We start from the raw sequence: 4,352 nt of genomic DNA, 5'->3' as shown, positions 1-4,352 counted from the left end.
GATGAGCTTTTTCAGAGCCATTGCTAATAATCAATTTATCGTGTGTTGGCTATAGATAAACCGCTTATTCCGTATACAACGCCATAACAAAAACCTGAAAATCATGGCATTGATTCGCAGCATCAACAAAGCAAGGTCAAAAAAGTGATGAGGGGTTAAGGGACTAAAGCCCGAGAACAACGAACACCTAGCCGAGCGTTCTTACCGGCTCCTGTGATAAGGCTGCCACTAGAGCGGAAGTACTCGAATAACGCAATATGCCCTGGGTTCAAGTAAAATTCGGTAGAACTCCAGTAGTAGCCAGCATTCACCAACCCAAGAGTAGTGCTTGGAATCAATGTATTTTCAAACAATTGCTTCTGGATGTTGGTACTTCCAGGAGTACAGATACCGCCCAACGGCCCCAACTCACAGATGGCTGGTAAATACCAGCTTGTGTAGCAGACATTAGGAGCGGTGCATAATGAAGCTCCGGCATCATCTACAGACAAAGTTCTACATAATCCGGCTGCGTAATCATTTAATGATGCAGGTGGTGTCAATACACTGATAATGGCTGCGCTGTTAGCACTGCCATCATTTGCGTCTTGCGGATTGGTTGAGTATAAAGCAGCACCAATATCCGTTCCAAAACCACCCCAATTAGGAGTATTTATAGAGGAAGATGTTTGGCCTGGATAAGTATCCGTGATTGCTGCTGTCTTACCACCAATACTGCCTGTATTTTCGGTCGTGTCATCTACAGAATAAATAAATCCACCTTGATAAATACAACCATAACCCAGGACATAGGTATCTACTGACATAGACAATCCACCATCTGCAGTCGCACTCACCTCCCCTTTGGGTTGCACTCCTGTAGTGCACAGAGCATTACTTGCATTAGCGCTTGCAGTGGCATTGTCCACCATTAGCAGCAATAGTACCGCAACTAGAAGGCGACACCAAAGCATCAGAAGATAGCCCAGAAGAGCTAACCACTACATTCGTGGCATCAACTGAACCAGTGTTGGTTATCGTAATTTGGCGTGGTGCTGCGGTTAATGCATTATTCTTTTGTGCGCAATCAGGAGACACTGATGCAGTAGGACAATTCACAGAAAGCCCTAACGTGGACACGCTTGGTGTCAGCGTCGCCACATCAAAGTTCACTTTCACGGTATGATTGGTGCTAATATTGCTCAGCTGGTAGGTGGCGCCGCCAGTTTGAGCCAAAGCATCATCAACCAGCCACTGACTCACTCCATAACCTGAATCAACTGTATTAATTAGCACTAATCCAGTAACCACAGTAATCAGTAAAGAGCTTAAATGACGTCCTTTCATTCTTTAATATCCTTATGTAAGATAACTGAAGTTAAATAAAACACTATTGGTGTAAAGATGCTCGAAGGCTAATCTACCTTTGAGTGTTTGTTCTGCTGCGGGACCTAATTGACTTTTGCTCCGGTAGGCAAATTCATAACTCAGTTCCATTGGCGAATGTGAGTTAGGGGGCACTGAACTCCTGCACTCAGTGTGCAGGTGAATGAAATAAGGGGAAATCTATTGTTGATCATTGATTACTGGCAATGGGCGTTAAGAGGAAGTATTGTTTGATATCTAATAAATAGTTCATTCCCTACACCAGTATCCTTATGTTATTTAATATTGAAAAACATTCCAAATGATAATACTTTTTTATTGATTGAGAATCAAAAAAATTAATTCAACTGTTATCATCAAACGCCCCAAACATTTCGCGACGCCGACTAAATAATTATATTCAATATAACGCCCAATATAATATGCACACTATTCAGTGCAGAATGTTCCATCCTAAAATAAATCTCTTCCAGCAGTACGTGAAGTCATCGCATAGGTTTTTTTACTAAATAACGCGCAGAAATTGGAAAAAAAACTTCTGGCTATTAACATTGATTTAGATAAATGCACTGATGTTTCTGTATAAATAGCATTAATCTCTTCTGGCTGAAGATGACGAAGCAGATGTTCTAAATAATTAGGGTGCTGAAGCCAGCGTTGAATTAAATTGGTATCAACCTCCAAGTGAAATTGGAGTCCAATACTATTATGATAAGAAAATGCCTGAACACATTGATTGTTTTCTAAAAGTATATCCACGCCTGGAGCTGTCTTACTTGCAAATTGATGCCATTGAAATACATGAGTAGAGATCTCAAATGATTCAAAAAACTTGTGCTCGGCACGTTTGTCAATTTTAACCCATCCAAACTCCGGCTTTTCTAAAGCATAACAACTACCACCCAATGCCATGTTCAATAATTGCGATCCAAGACAAATACCTAATATTGGCATTTCTTTAGCAATTGCAGCCTGCAATAACTCAATTTCATGTTGAAGATGTGGATACAAATCAATCTCATTAGGATGCATGGCTCCGCCAAGAATAACAATGCCATGATAACGATTAATATCGACTCTTTGGTATGGAGCTCTGGCAAAATTAACATAACGTACACGAAGCTTCATCCTTTTCAGGGTATGAATAATTATTCCCAATGGTTCATATGGAGAATGTTGTAATACCAGAATTCGAACCATATAAATCTTAATTATTTCCAGAATGGATTTACAAAGTATAGAGTAATTTTTAATTAAAATGCAGCAGGTTGTTGAGCATCAAAGGTGTTTTTCCTAGTTTTATCTATAATTTATTTAAGGGCTATTAATATTCCATGTGCAAAACAGCTTTTTTCACCTGGTACACCGTATCGCATCAAATGATGTGATACGCAAGCCCGAGGAACATGAAACAATTATTGGGATAAAAATGAATTTTTACACATATTTAGGTCTATTATTCTTAATCTTCATATTTTTTTTAAATATTTTAACTTTATATTGTGGATATAAATACTCGAAAAAATTGAAATTAAACCAGACAGTCCAAAAAAAAAGTGGTATGCAAATTATTGAAGGTTCAATGTTTGCATTACTAGGACTTTTGTTAGCATTTACTTTTTCCTCTGCGATTAATAAATTTGATCAGAGAAGAGCATTAATTATTGACCAGGCAAACTCTATAGGAACTCTTTATTTACGCCTTGACTTATTACCAATAGAAAAAAAAGAAGCAATCAGAAAGATATTAAAGACCTATTTAGATTTCCACATTAAAGCGTACCAGGCAATCCCAGATATTCCCAAAGCTCAATATTACTTAAAAAAATCACATGAATATCAAACCCAAGTATGGAATAAAACTCTAAGTTCTTGTAAACAGATGGACAAGAGTTACTCGTGCCTGCTTTTAATACCCGCTCTAAACCAAGTATTGGATATAGAGAACACTCGCGTACAAAGTATGCAAATGCATCCTCCTATATATATTTTTGTTTTATTGATATTTGTTGACCTGGTAGCTACTTTTTTCATTGGCAGTCACATTCATATCCTAAAGGAAGTAAGCATCCTGCATATCGCGTTTTATTCTTTAGTCATCAGCCTGATAATTTTTACAATTATAGATATGGAATATCCTCGTTTAGGCTTTATACGCGTTGATTCTTTTGATCAGGTATTAATCAATTTAAAGAATTCATTAAACTAATTAGTGAGTTTAATATAGATGTCATATGAAATATGAAAATTACAACAAGTGAAGCAACTGTTGTAAATTTTGTAACTGTGATTATCGGAAACGAAAAAAAAGCTCCGTAAGTATAAACTGACGGAGCTTTTAAATATTGAAGAACTAACTTACTTTGCAGCAGCTGCAGCAGCTTTCTTTTCTTTCTCTTTAGCTATCACTGTCTCAGCAACATTGGCTGGGCAAGCAGAATAATGAGAGAATTCCATTGAAAATTGACCGCGTCCAGAAGTAAGTGTACGCAAGGTACTGATGTAACCAAACATTTCTGAAAGTGGAACATCCGCCTTAATACGCACACCACTAGCACTTGGCTCTTGACCTGAGATCATACCACGACGACGGTTCAAGTCACCAATAACGTTACCTACGTCATCTTCCGTACTGTACACATCAACTTTCATAATTGGTTCAAGAAGTTGTGGACCAGCTTTTGGTATCGATTGACGGAAAGCACCTTTTGCAGCGATTTCAAACGCAATTGCAGAAGAGTCAACAGCATGGTAAGCACCGTCAGTCAGATTAATTGCTACGTCCAATACAGGGAAACCAGCTAAAGTACCTACATTCATCATTGAACGGAAGCCTTTTTCAATTGCAGGGAAGAATTCTTTAGGAACGTTACCACCTACAACAGAAGTCACGAAAGTGAACCCAGAGTTTGGTTCTCCTGGAGAGATAGTATAGTCAATTTTACCGTACTGACCAGAACCACCTGATTGTTTCTTATGAGTATAAC

5 protein-coding genes and 1 pseudogene are annotated in these 4,352 nt (G+C 38.2%); 1 reads left to right on the top strand and 5 read right to left on the bottom strand.

What is annotated here, in order from left to right:
• Positions 1-155 precede the first annotated feature (155 nt).
• From Q0495_RS10615 to Q0495_RS10600, 4 genes are all read right to left on the bottom strand, one after another.
• Positions 156-911, bottom strand: a complete 756-nt coding sequence (locus Q0495_RS10615) for a hypothetical protein (protein ID WP_298625927.1) — start codon at positions 909-911, stop codon at positions 156-158.
• Complete coding sequence (locus Q0495_RS10610; RefSeq protein ID WP_298625924.1) at positions 883-1,326, bottom strand: hypothetical protein; 444 nt, start codon at positions 1,324-1,326, stop codon at positions 883-885. The genes Q0495_RS10615 and Q0495_RS10610 overlap by 29 nt, the downstream gene beginning before the upstream one ends.
• A 12-nt stretch (positions 1,327-1,338) precedes the next feature.
• Entirely contained in the window at positions 1,339-1,500 is a 162-nt protein-coding gene (locus Q0495_RS10605; protein ID WP_298625921.1) for a hypothetical protein, read from the bottom strand.
• Between the two features lie 318 nt (positions 1,501-1,818).
• Positions 1,819-2,565, bottom strand: coding sequence for a type 1 glutamine amidotransferase (locus tag Q0495_RS10600; RefSeq protein WP_298625919.1), 747 nt, complete (start codon positions 2,563-2,565; stop codon positions 1,819-1,821).
• Positions 2,566-2,947: 382 nt separating this feature from the next.
• Here Q0495_RS10600 and Q0495_RS10595 point away from each other — a divergent pair, with 382 nt between their 5' ends.
• Complete coding sequence (locus Q0495_RS10595; protein WP_298625917.1) at positions 2,948-3,574, top strand: hypothetical protein; 627 nt, start codon at positions 2,948-2,950, stop codon at positions 3,572-3,574.
• Between the two features lie 149 nt (positions 3,575-3,723).
• Here Q0495_RS10595 and Q0495_RS10590 read toward each other — a convergent pair.
• A pseudogene (locus tag Q0495_RS10590) lies at positions 3,724-4,352 on the bottom strand (elongation factor G); the annotation flags it as partial.

The sequence above is a fragment of the uncultured Legionella sp. genome (assembly GCF_937871865.1).
In the GTDB taxonomy this organism is placed as follows: domain Bacteria; phylum Pseudomonadota; class Gammaproteobacteria; order Legionellales; family Legionellaceae; genus Legionella.
The sequence above is the reverse complement of the archived record's forward strand: the minus strand, read 5'-3'. Positions and strand labels throughout refer to the sequence as shown.